The sequence below is a fragment of the Bacillus sp. FSL W8-0519 genome, assembly GCF_038005585.1.
Taxonomy (GTDB): domain Bacteria; phylum Bacillota; class Bacilli; order Bacillales; family Bacillaceae_G; genus Bacillus_A; species Bacillus_A paranthracis.
Genome location: NZ_JBBOTL010000001.1, coordinates 5,240,790 through 5,261,528 on the forward strand (window position 1 = coordinate 5,240,790; position 20,739 = coordinate 5,261,528).

Sequence of the window (20,739 nt, forward strand, 5' to 3'; positions counted from 1 at the left end):
CCCTCTCTGTGGGTGTTTTTATTTATAAGCTCTTCTGGTCATCTTATCTTTAAGATGCAGAACTGACCTGATTTCTACCATTTCTTTTGGAGTAATATAATGCATCATCAGCAGCTTGAATAAATTGCTCTGGTGATTGTTCATATACTGAAATTCCTACTGAAACTGTAATTTTTATTTTTGTTCCATCTAACAATTGGAATGAATGTTTTTCAACAGCTGCGCGAACTTGTTCCCCCTTACGCATTCCGTAAGCTAATCCCTTCTGTGGTATAAGAAGCGCGAACTCCTCTCCGCCCTTTCGAAAAACCAAATCTGGAAACGTTGAAACTTCTCGTAAAATACGCCCTATTTGTTTTAATACTTCATCTCCTGCAGGATGCCCGTACGTATCGTTTACAGACTTAAAATGATCAATATCTATAAGTAGTAAACAAAGTGAATCATTTTTCATGCGCTTATTACCAATATGATGATTCATTTCTAAATCAAACTGCCTTACGTTTCCTAACCCTGTCAATGCATCTATCGTTGCATATTGCTTCATCTTTTGAAATAACTCATTGGATTGCAATACATAATTCGCGCTTATAAATGTGATATATGCTGCAACACTACTACAAGCTAAATATAATGCTACTATAGACATATCCTTAAACAGCATAGAAAGTGGCACCGCTAAAATAAATAAACTATATACATTAAACCAGATCCATCTTGTAAACATAGAAACTTTCATCCGCCAAATGAAAGTAACCCCAATACCTATCAATACAATAGTATAACAAGCCAATTCAGAGGCTAAAGAGTACTCGGTTAAAAATAATCGGGTAATTAAAATAATCGTAACTGTTATACTACTAGCTATCGGACCTCCAATTATAATTGCCAAAATAACAGCTAAATAGCGTAGATCTAACATAATATCCCCAATATGTACGCCAAAGTACATCAACAGTACACTTAATATTCCAGTAAAAATACCTACTACACATTTCTGCCAAAAAGAGAACTCTTCTTTTAACGGTTTATCTCTTAAAAGCTGACCTCCAATAAAAATAAAGGAAAGAATAATGGTTGTGTTTACAAATAAGTCCCTTAACATAAAATAATCTCCCTACTTTTCTATCTATCCCTTTCCTTATTTTATTGTATACGAAATCCCTATAATTCCCAAAGATTTTTATTTATTTTTTGCTGTTCCACGTGAAACAGCAAAAAATAAAAAGGACGAAAATTCGTCCTTTTCACTAACAACAGCGCGAGATTTTTCCGCCCTTTGCATTAAATCTTGCTTCTTGCGCTTCTGCAAAAAATTGTTTTTGACATACAACTTCTTTTTCTGGATGATGCTTTTTCATATGCTCTACATATGTTTCATAGCTTGGTACCCCAACAAGTAAGCTAATAAAGTGTTTCCTTTGTCCCCATACTTGCCGTAGTCTTTTAAGCATAGTTCCTCGACTCACTTTCATCTTTAGGGATATATGGTGCCTCTTTTAGCGGCATCGGCTTATTTCTTAATACTTGAATCCAAATTCGAATTGCAGAAATTAATACAGCGATTACAACTATCATAAAAATTCCACAAAGTGCCGCATCAATATAATCATTGAAAATAATTTGCTTCATTTGAGCCACATTTTTAGCTGGCGCTAACACTTTCCCCTCATCTAATGCTCCTTGAAACACCTTTGCGTGGGATAGAAATCCTATTTTAGGGTTTTCATGAAATAGCTTTTGATAACCCGCCGTCATCGTTACAATAAGCAATCCGACAGTTGGAATAAGCGTCACCCAAACATATGCCTTTTTTCCCATTTTGAACAAAATTGTCGTTCCAAGTAATAACGCAATACCTGCTAACATTTGATTTGCAATACCGAAAAGTGGCCATAATGTATTAATTCCACCAAGTGGATCAACTACCCCTTGATATAAGAAATAGCCCCATCCTAACACACATAACGTTGTAGCTATTACATTCGCTAATGTAGAATCCGTTTTCCCAAATGGCTTATATACATGCCCTAAAATATCTTGAATCATAAATCGACCTACGCGCGTTCCAGCATCAATCGTTGTTAAAATGAATAACGCTTCAAAGAGAATCGCAAAATGATACCAAAATGCCATCATGGCCGTTCCACCTATTACTTTTGAGAAAATATATGCCATACCTATCGCTAACGTTGGTGCACCACCTGTACGTGATAAAATCGTTTGCTCTCCAACGTTTACAGCGAGATCTTTTAGTTCATTTGGTGTAATAGCAAATCCCCATGAGGAAATAACTTGAGCTGCCTGCGAGACATCTGTACCGATAAGTGCTGCAGGACTATTAATTGCAAAGTACGTTCCCGGTGTTAATACACAAGCTGCAATCATCGCCATGGCTGCTACAAACGACTCCATTAACATTGCTCCATAACCGATTGGCTGTGCGTGTCCCTCTTGCTCAATCATCTTCGGCGTCGTACCTGATGAAACAAGAGCATGGAATCCAGACACTGCACCACAGGCAATAGTAATAAATAAGAACGGGAATAAATTTCCAGAGAACACAGGACCAGTTCCATCAATAAATTTCGAAACTGCTGGCATTTGTAAATCTGGTGCTACAATTAAAATACCGATTGCTAATCCTACAATTGTTCCGACTTTTAAAAATGTACTTAAATAATCACGTGGTGCTAAAAGCATCCAAACTGGTAATGCCGATGCGATAAATCCATATACAATAAGCATTATAGCAATTGTTTCTCCGCTAAACGTGAACATGCTTGCAAGCGCTGGATTTTCCGCTACATACTGCCCTCCAATAAGAGAAAGTATAAGTAGGATAATTCCAATTACTGACCCTTCACCAACCCGTCCAGGCCTAATGTAGCGCATATATACTCCCATTAAAATAGCAATAGGAATCGTTGCTGCTATCGTAAACATTCCCCAAGGGCTTCCGACAAGCGCCTTTACTACTACTAATGCTAATACTGCTAATAAAATAATCATAATGCCTAAAATACCAATCATTGCAATAAGTCCTGTAACAGGACCAATCTCATCTTTAATCATTTCACCGAGAGATTTACCATTACGTCTCATCGAAGCAAATAAAATGACAAAATCCTGCACAGCTCCAGCGACAACTACCCCTACAATAATCCATATTGTCCCTGGCAAATATCCCATTTGTGCTGCCAAAATCGGTCCTACTAAAGGACCAGCCCCAGCGATTGCTGCAAAATGATGCCCAAATAATACCCATTTATTTGTCGGAACATAATCTTTTCCATCATTTAATGTATGAGCTGGCGTTTGTCGATTATTATCTAAACCGAATACCTTTCTCGCTATAAATCTACTATAAAAGCGATAAGCAACTGCATACACACATACCGCAGCTACTAAGAGCCATACAGCATTAATAGTTTCACCTTGTGATAAAGCTATTACACCAAAAGCCCCGGCTCCTACTGCTGCAATAACTCCCCAAAGTAAAATCGACTTCAATGTTCTCACATACAATCCCCCCAATACTATTTCTTAGTGGGATTGTACTAAATTTTCTGAATATTTAACTTGAATCCTCCCTATCATGAAGGATTTTTAGTTTATCATGTTAAAAAATTCGCATTATCTGCTATAATTCAATTTTATTTCGAAGTCGTTTCACATAATTACGACTTACTGGAATCGGTTGCTCATCATATTTATCTAAATACAGATTATATGTGCCATTATAGTAAGGCTTTAACTCTTGTACATATGACATATTAATTAAATAACTTTTATGCACACGTAAAAAATCATATGCATTTAGCTTATTTTCTAGCTCCTGGAGTGTATATGTTGAAATATACTGATTATTTGTTGTATAAATTGAAACTGTTTTGTTTTCCTTATTTTTGCTTACATATACAATATCTTCAGGGAAAATATACCGAATCCCCTCTTGACCTTCTATCGGTAGTTTACGCAAATAGCTCTTTGCTTTCTCACCTTGCTCTTTAGCCATTCTATATAAAAGGAATTGCAAATCTTCCTCGCGAAATGGGCGTAGTAAATAATAAACTGCTTGAAAACGAAATGCTGTAATGGACTCTTCTATATCTTCACCCATAAAAATAAATTTCGTATAACAATTTACTTCCCGTAATAAACTTGCATATTCAAAACCCGTTCCATCTAGTAATTTTGAATTTAAAAAAACAAAATCTGGTGTATGCTTCTTCATCATAAATAATGATTCTGTTCCTGTATTTGCTTCAAAACATTCTACATTCCTTATATTTTCAGTAAATTTTTCAACTAAACTTCTTCGCTCTTCTGCATCTTCCATGATCAGTAAAATTTTCATTTCTTCAACCACCTAATTCTTTTGTCCGTATGTCCTGTTGTATACATTCGCTTTTATAAGGAACATTCCCTTTTTCTTACTATACCATTATTTATCTAAAAAAACAGAAAAAAGGGAACCATCATGGTTCCCCCTGCCCTTTTTTCCGTTATTTGTAGGCAGTAAAACCCACTGAATGAGAAAACATGGGCTCTTAGTTTTACTACTCTAAAACATAATTGGTACGGACTAATAATTGAGATCACTTACCGATTAAAGTTTTACCTTATACTAATTCTCGTTGTTTCGTTTCTTGCCCAAGTATAATTACAGCAAATACGCCTATTAAAATTGATCCACAGAAAATCGTAAATATTAGTGATAGTGAAGCCTGTAAAGCAACTAAATATCCTACTAATAACGGTCCAAGAATACCACCAATACGACCGAATGCTGCCGCCATCCCTGCACCTGTACCACGAATAACTGTTGGGTATTGTTCAGGTGTATAAGCATATAATGCACCCCAAGCACCTAAATTAAAGAATGATAGTAACATGCCTGCTACGATTAATACCGTTAATGACTCTGCCACTCCAAATAAGTAAGCACTGCAAGCTGTACCAATTAAATACGTAACTAAAACAAACTTACGACCAAGACGTTCAATAAACCAAGCAGCTGTGAAATAACCTGGTAATTGAGCTAACGTCATAATAAGTACGTATTGGAAACTTTTTATTAAACTAAATCCTTTTAATACCATTACACTAGGTAACCAAAGGAACATGCCATAATAGGAGAAGACAACAGAAAACCATAAAATCCATAACATAATTGTTGCCTTACGATATTCTCCAGACCAAACTGACTTTATATTTTCGATAACGGATGGCCTTTTTTCAACCTTTTGGAATCTTGGAGAATCCGGTAAATTCCACCTTAAATATAAAGCATATAGTGCCGGAACCGCACTCAATATCATCGCAACTTCCCAACCATATTTCGGTATAACAAAATACGAGATAAGAGCTGCGATTAGCCATCCACCTGCCCAAAAACTTTCTAATAGCACAACTATTTTGCCACGTTCATGTGCTTCAACACTCTCCGATACTAATGTAGAAGCAACTGGAAGTTCTCCACCAAGCCCCATACCAATTAAAAATCGTAAAACAAGGAACATAGCAAGTGTCGTCGTTAAAGCCGTTAAACCACTACCGATAGAAAATAATAATAATGTAATAATAAAGACTGATTTCCGCCCTATTTTATCTGATAGTATTCCAAAAACGAGCGCCCCGACCGCCATACCAATTGAATTAATACTGCCTATCCAGCCCATTTCTTGGGTACTTAATCCCCAATCTTTTTGCAGCGCTACCATTACAAATGAAAGCATTCCAACATCCATTGCATCAAATAACCATCCAAGCCCCGCTATACCAAGTAGCTTTCGCTTCGAAATTTCTTTCACCTTGCCCACAAGAAGTCCTCCTTACACAGCTGTCTTTACACATCATTTTACATGTGTGAATTGTATAAGTAAAATACTTTTGGTAAAAAATTCTCCTTCATCATTCCCAAAAAGTAAAATACTTATCCGACTATTTGAGGGCAGTAAGACCCCTCACCTCAAAATTCAGCTGAAGCAAAGAGAGATAGATAAAAAAACCATGGCCATTAAACACCCGATTAGTAAGTGTCCGCAATCGGTAGTAGATGAATAAAAACGCACTTTATTAAAAATGGACAAATAAAAAAGTAGCGATAGAACGCTACTTTTTTGAACGCATGACTTCTTTTAAAAATTCCGCTAATACTAACTGACGACGCCAACGCGTTGGATTGCTACACAATCTATAAAACCACTCTAAATGGATCGCTTGAATCCATTTTGGTGCACGTTTTACCTCTCCAGCCCATACATCTAAACTTCCGCCTACTCCAACGGCCATTTTCGTTTCTAAACGATGTTTATTCGTTTGGATAAAGTTCTCTTGTCTCGGGAAGCCAAGTGCAACAAGCAATAAGTCTGGTTTTGCCTTTTGAATACGAGAAACAATATTCTCTTCTTCTTCTTGTTTAAAATACCCATCTTGTATACCCACAATAGATACAGCTGAATACGTCTTCGTTAAATGATCTGCTGCAGCTTGTACAACATGCGGTTTTGCACCTAATAAGAAAACTGATACTGGTTTATTGTCTTCTGATAACGCCGCAAGTAAATTACACATTAAATCAAAACCTGCTACACGTTCCTTTACAGGTGTACCTAACATACCACTTGCTTTTACGACTCCAATACCATCAGGTGTAATTAAATCTGCATTTAATAATGTTTGATGGAATGCTTCATCCTTTTTTGCACACATAACAATTTCAGGATTTGCTGTTACTACCTGAAAAGTATGTGTTCGCTCCACTTCTAGTTGTTCTTTTAAATATTGGATCGTTTCATCCATTGTCATTGTAGAAAAAGGAACGCCTAGAATATCAACTGTTTGTACTGCCATAGTTAACTATCCTCTCTATCATTACAAGTTTTTCGCTATTAATTGCTTATATGTTTCCTTTGTATCTTCATATAGTTTTTGAAGTGAGAAGTTCATAATAGCATGCTCATAAATATGTTTCCCCATTGCTGCTAATTCTCCAGTTTTCCACTTATCATACGCTTCTTCTAAAGCTAATGCTAATGCCCTTCCATCATCTGTTGGCACAATCCATCCATACGTTTCATCTACAATTAATGGTTCAATTTCTCCAGCCCTAGTCACAATTGATGGTACGCGTTGATTTGCCGCTTCTAATAAAACTAGTGGAAATCCTTCACTATGGGAGGTTAATAAATTCACATGTGACGACGCAAATAATTGTTTTACATCTTGACGATGCCCTAAAAACTCGACTTTATTATTAATCCCTTTTTCAGTAGCCAATGACTTTAGATTTTCTTCTAACGGGCCATCGCCAACTAACAATACTTTAATTTTCTCTAATTTTGTTCGTTGTAACGCATCGAATAGAACTTCATGTCCTTTCACAGGATGCAATCGTGCTACTTGGATTGCCGTAAATACATCTTCATCAATATTGAACATTTCTTTTTTATTATAACCTTCTGCTTTTTCCTTATCGTATTCAATTCCATTATAAATAACATGCATCTTTTCATTAGAAATACCTAAAGCAGCTAAACTTTTCTTTAATCTATTTGTTACAACAAAAAATAAATCTATATTTTTTAAGGCTTTCAAATTCAATTTCGTAAAAATCCAACCTTTTAAGCCTTGTTTAGTAAAGTCTTCAAATGGATCACTATGAATAGTCGTTACCCATTTTGCCGTTATTCTCTTTTTCATTAAAGAAACATAGAAATTAGCCCTAGGACCATGCGTATGAACTATATCAAATTTTTCATTATTAATGAATTCGCTTATATTCTTTAAAATAGATAAATCATAGCGGGATTTTTGTGAAAACACATGGACTTTTATCCCTAACTCTCTTGCTTCTTTCGCAACAATTCCATCTTCAAATACCGCTAATTCTACTTCACCAGTTGGAAACTGATCGAGAAGTGAAATAATATGTGTTTTCCCTCCCCCATCTTCTGCTCCTGCATTCATATGCAATATTCTCATATTTTTTCCTCCTTTAAATCCTCGCCACATTTCCATCTATCTTTATTTTACTGTACTAAAAAATAAAAGCTAACAAAAGTTAGCTTTTATTTTAATCATTCAATTTCTAAGTCTACAATTAGATAAGCTAACACCACTACAAAGTAGATCCCAACTCCTGGTGCTGTTAAAATATGTCCTGCAATATAAGCAATACCTAATGCTAACAATAAGCTTGCTGCAATCATTCCATATTTTATATTAAATATCTCTTTAAACCTTGTAATAAATACTAGTAGGATTCTTAAGCCGTAATAAATAAATGGAATCATTAGTAATGCAAAACCAATAATCCCAAAGTCATAAAACCAATCATGGAAGTCCATTTCAATTAGCTTTGGATCTGGCTGCTTTTGTTCATTATATTTAAAATTACCTGCATAACCCATTCCTAATAACTTTTGTGACGTTGGCGCTTCTTTAAAGAACTGCTTATGTCTTTCTTCATATACTTGACGTCCGCTGAAAATAAGATTTTCTTGATTTTCTTTCTTTTGCTCTTTCTCAAGCTCTTTCTTAACTTCCTCTTCTATCTTTGCCTTTTCTTCTGGCTTTTCAACTTTATGATGGTTTTCTTCTTTTGCTTTAAGTTCTTGCTCTTTTTTCAGCTTCTCTTTAATTTCTTTTTCTTTTTGACCTTGCTGTGCCACATTTTGCTCTGATAAATAGTTATTGTGAATGCCCATATTTTGTGCTAATGGCGTTTGTTTAAACGTTCCAACTACACCAGCTAATAGGACAATAGCAATTACTGCATTAAACGCAAGGGATTTTTTGTTCGGATTTTTTCTATCAAATAATAATTGTAGTACAATGATCCCGATTGCTGCCGCTAACGTAGCACCAATTGAGCCCATTCCTACTTTCGTACCGACCTGAATTAATGAGTAAATCATTAAAAGCGATGGAATCCAATATAAAACGTGTTTCCAGCTCTTTGTTTTTTGAATAGAATATAGTACCACAATAGGGAAAATAATAGCTAAGATTGAACCTAGTTCATTCCCTGCATAGAACCAACCTCGAGAACCTACCTTCATCCATTCATAACTACCAAAGTCAGTAGATGTTGAAATAGAAATAACCATAATTGCGTTAATGATTAATGTAGAATATACAATACTATTTCGAACCTTATCACTAATATTAACTTTCTTTTTCAATGATTTTAAAGCTAAAATGTATGACCCCAGCATGATATATATATATAATGCTTTCGCAACGAATTTAACTTCTTCACCAAGTACAATAGGATCCTTAACTAGTTTGTTATTAATAAATCCTACCCCTAAAACTCCGGCTAATAATATCAGATAAATTAAAAACTTTCTATTTCCCTTCTCTTTTGCCTGAATTAAAATATAAATGCTACCAACAGCCATAATAAGGAATCTTACTAAAATTCCAACGGTAGCACTTGACTTTAATAAAGTGATGCTAAGAGACGTTAATAAATCTAAAACAGGCTGTAAAATAATAAAAAAGAGCAAAAAACGCTCAAATCTAACCCTAGCTTGATTTGCTAACATTCCAAGACCTCCATACAAAATCTTAACATTATCTTTTAATCATAATTTTTTATCATTCAAACACACCTAGCAATTATAACATAACTCATATTCAAATCGAGAACTATTTTTCCAGCTAAAACTAGCCAGGACAAGTATTAATCAGTAATAGAAATTACTGTTCTTTCGCTATACTCCTTATTTTTACAAAAGCTATCTAACAACCATCCCCTTATTTTTGTCAGTATATACATATTTTCTTATCATTTTATACAGATGTAAACAACATACCTACCATTGTAACATTTTACCAAGTAGGTAACACCAAAAAATGTAAAATCAATCTTTTCATATCTTTTTCAAATTACTTTATAGCTATTTTCCAAACATTTTCAAACGCTTTCTTTATGTATTTTATCCATTTTTCTACATGTAGCGAAAAGTAATTGTTATTTCCAATACTTTAGTGTATATTTTTTCTCTGGAACATCTTTAAGAGGAAGGGATTAAGGCCATGTTATTAATCGATATATTTACGTTTCTTGGCATTATCGCCGCTGCCATTTCTGGTACATTAGTTGGTTTAAAAAAAGATTTAGATTTATTCGGTGTCCTTTGTTTAGCTGTAGCTACTGCGCTCGGCGGCGGTATTATTCGTGATATTATGATCGGTAACCTGCCTCCCGTCGCATTTGTTAAACCCATTTACTTTTTCGTAAGCGTATTATCAGCATTATTTACTTGTATGTTTTTTGAGCGTATCAATAAACTTCAAGTTGTTATTATGCTTTCTGACGCTGTTGGCTTAGGCGTTTTTACAGCTATTGGTGCAAATGCGGCAATGTCACATCATGTTGACGCCTCATTTTTAGTTGTTTCAATGGGAGTTATTACAGGTATTGGAGGCGGTATTTTGCGTGACATTTGCGCTCAAGATATCCCCTACGTCTTCCGAAAAGAAATTTACGCCATCGCTTCTATTTTAGGGGCAATTAGTTTCCTAATCACATATGCAATGGGGGCACACGTATTGGCTTTCTATGTTTGTTTATTAGTAACATTCATTATTCGTGTTGTCACTGTCATATATAATGTACATTTCCCAGTTTTCTTTAAAACACATGCTAAAATTAATAAAGGTCATTAAGAGAATTCTATATGGAATTCTCTTAATTTATATACTATTCTACACACTAACATAGAGTAATTGTATATAAAAATATATAATTATATTAGAACCAAAAATGAAAACGCTTTACAAACAGGGGGAAGAACGATGCTTGGGGTTTTTAAAAAACATAACAATAAAACAAACGTAAGTATACTTGAATTAAGTAAGAATCAACAAATCACTTTTAACGTTCCTACTAATTCTGAACTGAAAATTCAAATGGATATGCTACATATTTCAAAAGAAGATTTACAAATCGTAAAGGTACTACAGCCTTTTATTTATGAAGAAATTGATTGGATTACTGAAAAATTCTATTCCAATATTACAAAACAGCCTAATTTAATTACGATTATCGAACGTTATAGCTCTATTCCAAAACTAAAGCAAACTTTAAAAACACATATAAAAGAATTATTTAGTGGAGATATGCATGAAGACTTTATTGAACAACGTGTTAGAATTGCAAAAAGACATGTACAAATTGGGTTACATAGAAAATGGTATACTGCCGCTTATCAAGAATTATTCCGCTCTATCATGAAGATTTTAAAAACGAAAATTACAACAATTGACGATTTTTCTTATTCTATAAACGTAATAAACAAATTACTTACTCTTGAACAAGAACTCGTTATTGCGTCTTATGAATCTGAATATGAAAGAATGCAAAAAGAACTTGAAAAAGAAAAAGAAATAACAGCTATGACCATTACGCACATTGCAACAGAACTAGCATCTGTATCTGAAAAAACAAGCGCTTCTATTCAGCAGTTAACCGCTAAATCTGAAACGATTGTAGAAATTGCTAAAACAGGTACGTCATTAGCTACAACATCAGAAGAAAAAGCAAATAAAGGTAAAGAACAATTAAATGAGCAAAATAAACGAATGGAATACATTCAAACGAACATGGAAACGATTATTACAGATACACATGAACTTCTCGATATTTCTAACAAAATTAACGAAATTATAGATATTGTAAAATCAATTGCCGAGCAAACAAATTTACTCGCACTAAACGCTGCAATTGAATCTGCGCGTGCTGGGGAATTTGGCAAAGGCTTTTCTGTTGTAGCTGGAGAAATTAGAAAGTTATCAGAGCAAACGAAAGAATCTATATTTAACGTTACAAAGCTCGTTGAAAAAACAAATGAACAGATTGTTCGTGTCTCTTCTTCCGTGAAACAAATTAGCTCTCTCGTATCTGAAGGAACTGATAGTATGTCTGCAACGGATCAATACTTCCAAGAAATCGTAAAAGACATGTCTAACTCGAAAGAACAGAATAAAAAAATTGAGAATGAGTTAGAAACCATTTCACAAGTAATGAAAGGAATTCAAGACGATTCCTCAAAAATGGCTCTAACAGCCGATAGTTTACAACTGGAATTAAATCGATAGAGTGAAGTTTATGTCAGTAGAGATATTTTATCCCTGCTGACTCTTAGCTTTCATCTTCTATCCATAAAAAAAGAATCCAAACTGGATTCTTTTTATTTTCTGAAAAATATTTTTTGACAATACACATAACTCATATAAACACCAAAGCTTTGCAAAATAAACAATGCTGGCACAATAAGATTATAATATGCCATATCGACTTGGAAGAGCTTTAACAATACGTATCCGCTAATTAACAATAAGAACAACATATATCCCTCATTTTGTTGTTTCTTAATAAGAAAGTGTAATAGAGCTATAGTCATAAACAATGTTACCGCTATATATATCAGTTTTTCACATTTGAAAAGAGTAGAATTTATCCCCTCATCTGAAAACTGATTTATCACCGGTTCTAAAAGTTTAAATCTTTCTCCCTCAATCTCTTTTAACTTCTGATCAATATGCTCTGTTACACTTTGATTTTTCGATACTTTTTCCTCACGTTGCGCTTTTCCAATTAAGACAGATTGAACATACGTCTCATTCGAGATCGTATATTGTGACAGTCCCATTGTCTTAATTCCATAATTCACACTAAAATGAGCACTATAAAACAGAATAAGTATCCCTATCGTCTTTAGTAACACTTTTTGTTTCGTTGCTGATTGAAGCGCTTCAATTAATAATACATATATCGTGATAAAAATAGGAAGAAATAATCCCATTGGGAAAATCATATTACTACATGCAAATAAAATCGCTGAAAACACCCACATATAAGGATGATCTAATCCTTTATATAAAAGTATGTAACAAGCAAAATAAAATAAAAATATTGCAAGTGACTCAGGAGTTAATACGGAACTCATGAATATATTTGGAATATACAGAGCATAAAATGTGGAAGCAATACGACCGCATTCTTCTCCAAAAACCATTGCCGCAATACGATAAATAAAAAATGCAGTTCCTGCGCAAAATAACACATTAAATAGTTGTAAAGCAAATAATGTATCACCAAATATACGAATAATTACTGACTCATATATAATAAACGGCAAATGAGTTATAGTCCCTATATTATTACCAATTGCAATCTCCTTTGCAGACTCATACATCATTTTCATATCACCAATTATTGGAGCGTCTACAAATAACAGCATACTAAGCCTCACAACTATAGATATACTTATAAGAAAAATAAGAAATTGTTTGTCTGTAAAACGATATTGTAGAATTGTTGCCACTAACAAAATGAGTATGACGAAAATTGCCAATATGATTGTTACACTTGTTGTACTTCCTCCAAAAAATTGCTTACTTGTCTCAAATGCTGTCCAACAACTATAAACAAAAAATGCGAGCATCGCACCAATCGTAATTTTATTGAAGAAAGATGAAAAATTTGTTTGTATATGATTCATATGTCCATTGCACCTCTATTTCCATTCATAACAAAACGATTCTATCATGAATGGGTACACGGCTGATAGGGAATTTCTATGACAAATACATAGTCATTACTTTTTACTTGCAATGTAAGCGAATCCTCTTTTACACTACATTTTAGATAAAATAAATTTTCTTTCAGTTACATGAATACAAATACAGAAGTTTAAATAATCCTCTTTTGGAATACGCTTTACTTTATTAAATATCTAATATGAGTAATCCACTTACACATATTATTCTGATTGAAAACAGACTATAGGGGCTGAATATATGGAAAAGAAATTCATGCGAGAATCAAAAGCAATTAAAACAACACGTGTTTTTCCTAACGATTTAAATAATCACCAAACACTTTTTGGAGGGAAATTATTAGCAGAAATTGATAGTATTGCTTCAATTGCGGCTGCAAGACATAGTCGTAAACATTGCGTAACAGCATCTATTGATTCAGTTGATTTTTTAACTCCAATTCACCAAGCTGATTCTGTTTGTTATGAAGCATTTGTATGTTATACAGGGAAATCTTCAATGGAAGTTTTCGTAAAGGTAATCGCAGAAAATTTATTAGCAGGCGAGCGTAGAATTGCTGCCACTTGCTTCATTACATTTGTGGCAATAAAAGATGGAAAACCTTCGTCCGTACCACAAGTACTTCCTGAAACTGAAGAAGAACATTGGTTACACACAACCGGTTCAGAACGCGCGGAAAATAGAAAAAAAGGACGTTTAAAAAGTAAAGAAATGGCTGAGGTTTTAACTTTAAATAAACCTTGGAATATTTAATACGATACTCTTCCATATACATGCATAGGTTCTTTCTTCCTTGCATGTATTTTTTATGCAAAATATTCCCCCTTATCCTTTTATTCTCAATCTGTCCTCTTAAATCATGCACCAGCTTTTCCTTTATTTTGTTATACTGTTAATGGTATATTAAAGAAAGTTCGTTTAAAAATAACCATAATATGATTAAGTATATAAGGGATGGTGCGGTAATGACTATTGAAGTACCAATTTCAATACCAAAAACGTTAATTATTATTCCAGCGTATAACGAGGAAGAGGCAATTGCAGATACATTAACAAGATTATTAAAACTAAAACAGCATTTTATTGGATTAAGCATTTGCGTTATTAATGATGGATCACACGATAAAACAGCTCAAATCGTAAAAGAATTTCCTGTTCACCTTGTGAATTTACCGTATAATCTAGGTATTGGCTCAGCTGTACAAACTGGATATAAATACGCATATGAGAATGGATATGATATTGCGATTCAGTTCGATGCTGATGGACAACATAACCCAGATGATTTATATAAAATTATAAAGCCTATCGCTGAAGATGAATGCGATATGGTACTAGGGTCACGTTTTACAGAAAAAACAGCATATAAAGGTAGTATTTCCAGAAGAATCGGTATTTTTTATTTTACTGCCCTATTGAAAGTACTAACAAAACAAACATTTATGGATCCAACTTCTGGATATCGTGCTATCAATCGAGAAGTAATTACAATTTTTGCACACAATTATCCAAAAGATTATCCAGAACCAGAAGTTCTTATTCATTTAAAAAAGAAAAAACTTCGCATTAATGAAATATCTGTAAATATGCAAGAGCGACAAGGTGGACAATCTTCTATCACACCTTTTAAATCTGCATATTACATGATTAAGGTAAGTCTTGCTATATTGATGCAAAAAATCGTGAAAGGTTGATAATAAATGCCTATAATTACCTTTTCATTCATCTTTATTTTATTATTATTATTATTAATTATTAATTCTATTCGTCGCGGAACTTTAGAAACGAAATATGCTGTTTTGTGGATTTTTGTTTGTATTGCAATGGCTATTTTAAGTTCTACCGATAAAATTATAAACTGGATTGGAAAACTACTAAAAGTAGAATATCCCCCTTCCATTTTATTTTTATTTGGATTATTATTCTGTTTCATCTTAATTTTTGATCTAACAAGAAAAATTTCTAAACAACATCATCAACTTGTAACATTAACGCAAGATTATGCGTTACTAAAGCAAAAACTACATGCAACTGAGCCAGACAAAGATTAACCTATCATTTCAATTCTTAATACAAAAGCCTCTTACTTTCATATTAAGAATTGAAGGGCACTCCACTTGTTAGACATATTCTAACAAGTGGAGTGCATTTTTTATGGCTCAATTTTCTTCAACAGAAAAAATCCAAGTAGTGAAACAATATTTGGATGATACAGAAAGCGAAAAAATAATTGTTAAATCTATAGGAGTTACTCCATATAGCGATATAAATAATCAATAATTATATTTCTTAATCAAAACCTCCCATAATAGACTACCTATTATTCCAAGTATACAGCTCCAAACAGAATAACTACCTTTTATACACATTATAAATAATATAAAAAGTTGATTTACAAAGTTTATATGCGGTAAACTTATACAGATGTTCTTGTTCTTACTTTTAAAATTTTAGAATAAATATTTTGGTTCATTACAAAATTAAAAATATATTTAGAAGGGTTCTATTATGCAAAAATCAATTGCTAAAAATATTATATACAAAATTTTATTAAACATTTTCAATGTCATACTTCCAATTCTTGTTGGCCCCTATGCTTATCGTACACTAGGTGCCTCTTCGATGGGGAAAGTGAACTTCTCTGAAACAATTTTTACTTACTTCTTCATTTTTGCTGTATTTGGCATCCATCAATATGGATTAAGAGAAATTAGTGCCATTAAGGATAATAAAAAGAAATCTGAACAATTATTTACTAGTTTATTTATATTAAGTATCTTCACGAATTTATTAACATTTGGAGCATATTTACTATTTAGTTACTTCGGATATGCGGAAAAAGGTTTATTTTATATCCTCCTCATATTTGGATTTAACTTTATTGCAAATATTTTTTATGTAGAGTGGCTAAATGAAGCCTACGAAAATTTCGACTTTATTACATTAAAGACCATCATTGTAAAATTAATTTATGTCGTAATGCTTTTTATCTTTGTACAAACTGCTCAAGATTTTTATCAATTTACAGGACTATTAGTACTTTCTAATTTCTTAAATAATATTATTAGTTATATATATATAAGACGCACTGTAAAATTCGATTTTTCAAATATTACTATCAAAAAACATTTAAAACCATTATTATTAATCGCCATCTTCTCAAATGCGCATATACTTTATACTCACTTGGATCGCTTCTTCCTTGGAGAATACGTAGGCGAAAAATATGTTTCTTTCTATGTAATGGCTTTTCAAATTATGTCTATTATTAACTTACTCATGTTAAGCGTTATACAAGTAACCTTACCAAGGCTTTCTTACTTATCCGAAGGTGATGATGAAACAGCATATGATAAATTATTAAATACAATATCTCAACTTTATTTCATCACCTTATTCCCAGCAGCTATAGGAATTATCATTGTCTCGAATTTAATTGTTGTAATCTATGGCGGCGCACAATATGCTGCTGCTGGACCTACATTGGCTATTTTTTCTGTTTACATGGTTATATTAGGTATCCAATCCATTCTTGGAAATCAAATTATGTACATTAAACGTAAAGAACATATATTGGTACGTGCGCTATTAGTATTTGGGGTTATAAATATTATACTTAAAGTAATACTGCTAAAGATCAATTTATTTACACCAACGACAGCAACTTTGACAACAACAATTGCAACGCTATTACTTGTTGTGTATATATATTTTTATATCAAAAAATCTTTAAAGGTAAACTATCACCTATTTACGATGGCCAACTTTAAATATTTATTCTATTCCCTTACATTCTTTCCAATTTCTTATGTAGTTCAACTATACGTGTCAGGAACAATTCCTTTATTTCTAGCATTAGTTGTCACAAATGGACTTGCATATACTCTATTGCTATTCCTGACAAAAGATGAAATCTTATTCATGGCTCTTTCTAAGTTAACATCTAAATTTAAAAAATCTTAAAGACGTAATAAAAAGAGACGTACCATTCACTTTTGAATAGCACGTCTCTTTTCTTATTTTTAAACTTATAAAAACTGTTCTCATTATAATATTTCAACATTGAGTTGATTCCAATTACTTCTTCAGTAAACTCTTCGCAATTATACGTGTCAGGAGACCTTTATCCATCAATAAAATAGAACAAAATTTAGGGGAAAATAACATTTTTATATTCCATAAACCATGCTTCGTTCCTTTAAGAATCATATCAAGCCATAGAAATTGGAATATTTGCTTAATATTTTCATCCTCTTTGTTAGCCTTATGATATTGTTCTTCTAATTGGCGTTTTACTTCTAATAATTCTTCTTTCGTTAATGTACCCCTTGCAAATGGTACGCGATTAAATTCAATTCCAATACGAGATAAAGCCTCTGTAGAAATCTTTGCGGCCATAACCTCTTGATCGGAGGCATTAAGACTACTTACACTTGTTTCTGACCAACGATAATTCAATAGTGGCTCCTCTAAGTTAATTACTTTATACTTCTCACTTAATCTCTGGAACAACTCATAATCTTCAGCATGTAAGTAATTCAAATCATAATAAATATTGTGTTCTTTTAAAAATTCCGTGCGCATCATCACAGATGGATGAATCATACAGCTTCGAACATATAAACAATTTCTAATTAATTCCGAAGAACCTGAAATTTGCCACGGTTTTCGATTCTGACCTATAACTTTAACACCCGTTCCACAAACTGCAACATCAGGATGCTTCTCCATATACTGCAATTGAATTTCTAAACGTTTTGGATCTGCTATATCATCACAATCCATCCTAGCAATATATTCCCCTGTTGCTAAATCAATTCCCTTATTTAATGTCTTAATCAACCTTAAATTCACTTCATTTGTCACTATTCTTATTCGTGAATCACTATAGGAATTCAAAATCTCCATACTACTATCTGTTGATCCATCGTTTATAATTAATAATTCAAAATCTGTAAAAGTTTGGTTCAAAATACTATCAACAGACTCTCTTAAATATTTTTCACCATTATATACAGGCATTAGTACCGTAATTTTTGGCATTGTTGACCTCCATAAAAAAGAATTTAAAATTGTTTCATATTATATAATATATACTTTAGACTCACCTTTCCATTTAAACCAGATATGTCTATTTTCCACATATATAACGATATCCGGTAAAGCACTAATATAATTTTTTATTTTTTCTAGTGTATATTTCATATTTCTCTTCACTTAGTATAGCAGGTTCCCCTATTAAATATAGTACCTCTACAAATTATACAGTAACCTAATTAACTTCAACATATTTATACCTTAATTATCATTTGTTCATTTAAATTAAAAAATACCCAATAATATACATATAAAAACATAATAATCCATCCGATTTTCTGTATTTCATCTATAAAAATCCGGAAAATGAATAATGTACCTTTTTGAAATAATAGCATTATATCACAGAATTTAGTATCATGATTCAAGGTACTATTTCAAGTTGGACGGAGGATACTATGAGCTTATTAACAGTTGAAAAATTAGGACATACATTTGGCGATCGTACATTATTTAAAGATGTATCTATGCGATTACTAGCAGGTGAGCACGTTGGATTAGTTGGTGCAAACGGTGTTGGTAAATCAACATTCATGAATATCATTACTGGTCAGCTTATTCATGACCAAGGTCGTGTAGAATGGACACCGGGCACACATTACGGTTACTTAGATCAGCATACTGTTTTAACGCCTGGACGTACAATTCGTGACGTACTAGCGGATGCATTTTTACCGTTATTCGAAAAGGAAAAAGCTTTAAATGAAGTTACAGAAAAAATGGGAACTGCTACACCAGAAGAGCTAGAAGAACTTCTTGAGCAAATGGCAGAAATACAAGATGCACTTGAAGCAGGTGGTTTCTATTTACTAGATATGAAAATTGAAGAGGCTGCACGTGGTCTTGGAATTGATGCAATTGGTTTAGATCGTGATGTTTCAGCACTAAGCGGTGGACAACGTACAAAAGTATTGCTTGCAAAGCTATTACTTGAACAACCAGAAGTGTTATTACTTGATGAACCTACTAACTATTTAGACGTTGAACATATTCATTGGTTAACAAATTATTTAAAAGAATACCCACATGCATTCTTATTAATTTCTCATGATACGGAATTTATGAACAAATGTGTTGATGTTATTTTCCATCTAGAATTCACAAAAATGACACGCTATACAGCGACATATGAAAAATTCCTAGAACTAGCAGAAATCAATAAAAATCAACATATAAACGCTTATGAAAAACAGCGCGAGTTTATCAAAAAGCAAGAAGATTTCATTGCAAAGAACAAAGCCCGTTATTCAACAACAGGTCGTGCAAAGAGTCGTCAAAAACAACTTGATCGCATGGAACTTATTGATCGCCCAGAAACAGCAATTAAACCTGAATTCTCATTTAAAGAAAGTCGTGCAAGTAGTCGCTTCGTCTTTGAAGGTGAAAATGTAGAAATTGGATATACACATCCACTACTACCAAAGCTATCAATGACAATTGAACGCGGTGAAAAAATTGCTATCGTTGGATGTAATGGTGTTGGTAAATCAACGTTACTAAAAACAATCTTAGGTAAAATTAAACCTCTAAGCGGTAAAACAAGCCTTGGGGACTTCTTAGAGCCTGCATACTTTGAGCAAGAGGTTAAAGCTGACAATATAACACCAATTGATGATGTATGGAATACATTCCCTGGCTTAGACCAGCATCAAATTCGTGCGATGTTAGCAAAATGCGGATTAAAAAATGAACATATTTCTCGCCCGTTAAGTCAATTAAGTGGTGGAGAACAAGCAAAAGTTCGTTTATGTAAACTAATGGGTGAAGAAAGTAACTGGCTACTATTTGATGAGCCGACAAACCATCTTGATGTGACAGCAAAAGCAGAACTTAAGAAGGCTATGAAAGCATATAAAGGAACAATCCTCCTTGTATGTCACGAACCAGACTTCTATGAAGATTGGATTACAAAAGTTTGGAATGTAGAAGAATGGTCTCAAAATAAAAATTAATAGATATAAGATTTTCATCCATATTTTATGCTATACTATACTTTGCGTGACAACATCTTGCTCTGTTGTCACGTTTTTTATAGAGTAAGATTTTATTAATGCTGGGGGCTAT

At 33.1% G+C, this 20,739-nt stretch carries 18 protein-coding genes and 1 pseudogene; 9 read left to right on the forward strand and 10 right to left on the reverse strand.

Going from position 1 to position 20,739, the window contains the following annotated elements; all coding sequences use genetic code 11:
* Positions 1-49: 49 nt before the first annotated feature.
* The 8 genes from NST14_RS27520 to NST14_RS27555 all read right to left on the reverse strand — a co-directional run bounded on the left by NST14_RS27520 (position 50) and on the right by NST14_RS27555 (position 9,557).
* On the reverse strand, positions 50-1,105 hold the full coding sequence (locus NST14_RS27520) for a GGDEF domain-containing protein (protein WP_000942885.1): 1,056 nt from the start codon (positions 1,103-1,105) through the stop codon (positions 50-52).
* Between the two features lie 145 nt (positions 1,106-1,250).
* Complete coding sequence (locus NST14_RS27525) at positions 1,251-1,454, reverse strand: YbdD/YjiX family protein (RefSeq protein ID WP_000919826.1); 204 nt, start codon at positions 1,452-1,454, stop codon at positions 1,251-1,253.
* Positions 1,447-3,522 carry a carbon starvation protein CstA gene (gene cstA, locus NST14_RS27530; protein WP_001259567.1) on the reverse strand — a complete coding sequence of 692 codons (2,076 nt, stop codon included), beginning with the start codon at positions 3,520-3,522 and terminating at the stop codon, positions 1,447-1,449. The genes NST14_RS27525 and cstA overlap by 8 nt, the downstream gene beginning before the upstream one ends.
* Positions 3,523-3,643: 121 nt before the next feature.
* A complete protein-coding gene (locus tag NST14_RS27535; protein ID WP_000698252.1) occupies positions 3,644-4,360 on the reverse strand; it encodes a LytR/AlgR family response regulator transcription factor in 717 nt (238 codons plus the stop codon).
* Between the two features lie 265 nt (positions 4,361-4,625).
* Entirely contained in the window at positions 4,626-5,825 is a 1,200-nt protein-coding gene (locus tag NST14_RS27540; protein WP_000521096.1) for an MFS transporter, read from the reverse strand.
* 292 nt (positions 5,826-6,117) lie between these two features.
* The gene (locus NST14_RS27545) at positions 6,118-6,858 is read right to left on the reverse strand and encodes a WecB/TagA/CpsF family glycosyltransferase (RefSeq protein WP_000290741.1); all 741 of its coding nucleotides are present in this window, start codon (positions 6,856-6,858) and stop codon (positions 6,118-6,120) included.
* A 21-nt stretch (positions 6,859-6,879) separates the two neighbouring features.
* Complete coding sequence (locus tag NST14_RS27550) at positions 6,880-7,989, reverse strand: glycosyltransferase family 4 protein (protein WP_001221233.1); 1,110 nt, start codon at positions 7,987-7,989, stop codon at positions 6,880-6,882.
* 95 nt (positions 7,990-8,084) lie between these two features.
* Complete coding sequence (locus NST14_RS27555; RefSeq protein WP_000880772.1) at positions 8,085-9,557, reverse strand: O-antigen ligase family protein; 1,473 nt, start codon at positions 9,555-9,557, stop codon at positions 8,085-8,087.
* Between the two features lie 493 nt (positions 9,558-10,050).
* On the opposite strand from NST14_RS27555, the gene NST14_RS27560 reads away from it, so the two are divergent.
* The 3 genes and pseudogenes from NST14_RS27560 (at position 10,051) to NST14_RS31060 (ending at position 12,114) form a co-directional block, all read left to right on the forward strand.
* Entirely contained in the window at positions 10,051-10,683 is a 633-nt protein-coding gene (locus NST14_RS27560; RefSeq protein WP_000924376.1) for a trimeric intracellular cation channel family protein, read from the forward strand.
* A 249-nt stretch (positions 10,684-10,932) separates the two neighbouring features.
* Positions 10,933-11,310, forward strand: a pseudogene (locus NST14_RS31055) (protoglobin family protein); the annotation flags it as partial.
* Positions 11,308-12,114, forward strand: coding sequence for a methyl-accepting chemotaxis protein (locus NST14_RS31060; RefSeq protein ID WP_369805093.1), 807 nt, complete (start codon positions 11,308-11,310; stop codon positions 12,112-12,114). The pseudogene NST14_RS31055 and the gene NST14_RS31060, both read left to right, overlap by 3 nt.
* 92 nt (positions 12,115-12,206) lie before the next feature.
* Here NST14_RS31060 and NST14_RS27570 read toward each other — a convergent pair whose 3' ends face one another.
* The gene (locus NST14_RS27570) at positions 12,207-13,520 is read right to left on the reverse strand and encodes an ArnT family glycosyltransferase (protein WP_001015645.1); all 1,314 of its coding nucleotides are present in this window, start codon (positions 13,518-13,520) and stop codon (positions 12,207-12,209) included.
* 298 nt (positions 13,521-13,818) lie between these two features.
* On the opposite strand from NST14_RS27570, the gene NST14_RS27575 reads away from it, so the two are divergent.
* The 5 genes from NST14_RS27575 (at position 13,819) to NST14_RS27595 (ending at position 17,541) form a co-directional block, all read left to right on the forward strand.
* Positions 13,819-14,331: an acyl-CoA thioesterase gene (locus NST14_RS27575; protein WP_000412121.1), complete on the forward strand. Its 513-nt coding sequence runs from the start codon at positions 13,819-13,821 to the stop codon at positions 14,329-14,331.
* Between the two features lie 212 nt (positions 14,332-14,543).
* Complete coding sequence (locus NST14_RS27580; RefSeq protein WP_061131912.1) at positions 14,544-15,272, forward strand: glycosyltransferase family 2 protein; 729 nt, start codon at positions 14,544-14,546, stop codon at positions 15,270-15,272.
* Between the two features lie 6 nt (positions 15,273-15,278).
* Entirely contained in the window at positions 15,279-15,629 is a 351-nt protein-coding gene (locus NST14_RS27585; RefSeq protein ID WP_001121772.1) for a DUF2304 domain-containing protein, read from the forward strand.
* Positions 15,630-15,732: 103 nt separating this feature from the next.
* Entirely contained in the window at positions 15,733-15,858 is a 126-nt protein-coding gene (locus NST14_RS27590; protein WP_000046732.1) for a hypothetical protein, read from the forward strand.
* Between the two features lie 228 nt (positions 15,859-16,086).
* The gene (locus NST14_RS27595) at positions 16,087-17,541 is read left to right on the forward strand and encodes an oligosaccharide flippase family protein (protein ID WP_001172390.1); all 1,455 of its coding nucleotides are present in this window, start codon (positions 16,087-16,089) and stop codon (positions 17,539-17,541) included.
* A 114-nt stretch (positions 17,542-17,655) separates the two neighbouring features.
* Here NST14_RS27595 and NST14_RS27600 read toward each other — a convergent pair whose 3' ends face one another.
* Entirely contained in the window at positions 17,656-18,621 is a 966-nt protein-coding gene (locus NST14_RS27600; protein ID WP_001124449.1) for a glycosyltransferase family 2 protein, read from the reverse strand.
* A gap of 452 nt (positions 18,622-19,073) precedes the next feature.
* Here NST14_RS27600 and NST14_RS27605 point away from each other — a divergent pair, with 452 nt between their 5' ends.
* Positions 19,074-20,627 carry an ABC-F family ATP-binding cassette domain-containing protein gene (locus NST14_RS27605; RefSeq protein ID WP_000055411.1) on the forward strand — a complete coding sequence of 518 codons (1,554 nt, stop codon included), beginning with the start codon at positions 19,074-19,076 and terminating at the stop codon, positions 20,625-20,627.
* The last annotated feature ends 112 nt before the right edge of the window (positions 20,628-20,739 follow it).

What these genes read in the sequence shown, in the direction of transcription:
- NST14_RS27555 (WP_000880772.1), bottom strand. Translation starts at nt 9,557, where the DNA reads ATGTTAGCAAATCAAGCTAGGGTTAGATTTGAGCGTTTTTTGCTCTTT.
- NST14_RS27595 (WP_001172390.1), top strand. Translation starts at nt 16,087, where the DNA reads ATGCAAAAATCAATTGCTAAAAATATTATATACAAAATTTTATTAAAC.
- NST14_RS27585 (WP_001121772.1), top strand. Translation starts at nt 15,279, where the DNA reads ATGCCTATAATTACCTTTTCATTCATCTTTATTTTATTATTATTATTA.
- NST14_RS27545 (WP_000290741.1), bottom strand. Translation starts at nt 6,858, where the DNA reads ATGGCAGTACAAACAGTTGATATTCTAGGCGTTCCTTTTTCTACAATG.
- NST14_RS27550 (WP_001221233.1), bottom strand. Translation starts at nt 7,989, where the DNA reads ATGAGAATATTGCATATGAATGCAGGAGCAGAAGATGGGGGAGGGAAA.
- NST14_RS27580 (WP_061131912.1), top strand. Translation starts at nt 14,544, where the DNA reads ATGACTATTGAAGTACCAATTTCAATACCAAAAACGTTAATTATTATT.
- NST14_RS27570 (WP_001015645.1), bottom strand. Translation starts at nt 13,520, where the DNA reads ATGAATCATATACAAACAAATTTTTCATCTTTCTTCAATAAAATTACG.
- NST14_RS27535 (WP_000698252.1), bottom strand. Translation starts at nt 4,360, where the DNA reads ATGAAAATTTTACTGATCATGGAAGATGCAGAAGAGCGAAGAAGTTTA.
- NST14_RS27575 (WP_000412121.1), top strand. Translation starts at nt 13,819, where the DNA reads ATGGAAAAGAAATTCATGCGAGAATCAAAAGCAATTAAAACAACACGT.
- NST14_RS27560 (WP_000924376.1), top strand. Translation starts at nt 10,051, where the DNA reads ATGTTATTAATCGATATATTTACGTTTCTTGGCATTATCGCCGCTGCC.
- NST14_RS27605 (WP_000055411.1), top strand. Translation starts at nt 19,074, where the DNA reads ATGAGCTTATTAACAGTTGAAAAATTAGGACATACATTTGGCGATCGT.
- NST14_RS27520 (WP_000942885.1), bottom strand. Translation starts at nt 1,105, where the DNA reads ATGTTAAGGGACTTATTTGTAAACACAACCATTATTCTTTCCTTTATT.
- NST14_RS27525 (WP_000919826.1), bottom strand. Translation starts at nt 1,454, where the DNA reads ATGCTTAAAAGACTACGGCAAGTATGGGGACAAAGGAAACACTTTATT.
- NST14_RS27590 (WP_000046732.1), top strand. Translation starts at nt 15,733, where the DNA reads ATGGCTCAATTTTCTTCAACAGAAAAAATCCAAGTAGTGAAACAATAT.
- NST14_RS27600 (WP_001124449.1), bottom strand. Translation starts at nt 18,621, where the DNA reads ATGCCAAAAATTACGGTACTAATGCCTGTATATAATGGTGAAAAATAT.